Annotated in this window: 1 protein-coding gene; it reads right to left on the bottom strand. The window is 45.2% G+C overall.

Features of this window, described 5'->3' with window-relative positions:
* The coding region (locus ACYVTD_RS17655) for an imidazoleglycerol-phosphate dehydratase (RefSeq protein WP_461248926.1) at positions 1-387 on the bottom strand (387 nt) is incomplete at both ends.

Genomic DNA, 387 nt, shown 5'->3' with positions numbered 1-387 from the left:
GATTTGAATAAAGCCTCAATCTTGTGGTGATCGCTCCTGCCGCGCAAAATTTCCAAATGCATATTACAGCCCGCCGCGTTTGTAAAACCCTGCCAAAAATCTTCGATTACATCGGTTTGAAACTTGTATTCTTTTCCGTCTTCTGACGAAATTATCGGAGAATTTGAAAGTTGTCCGTCAAAATACAAAAAAGGTCTGCCGCTTAAATCCACGGCGGCGCGGGCAAGAGTTTCGTCCATCGGGAAAAGACAGTTTCCGTTACGCGTAATACCTCGTTTGTCCCCTAACGCTTTGGCGAAACATTGCCCCAGCACAATGCCCGTATCTTCAACAAGGTGGTGCTGATCAACTTCAAGGTCGCTTTTCGCCGTTACTTCAATATCAAAT

It is taken from the genome of Treponema sp. R6D11 (genome assembly GCF_054786075.1).
Note: the sequence above shows the minus strand (reverse complement) of the source record. Positions and strands in the feature narration are given on the sequence as shown.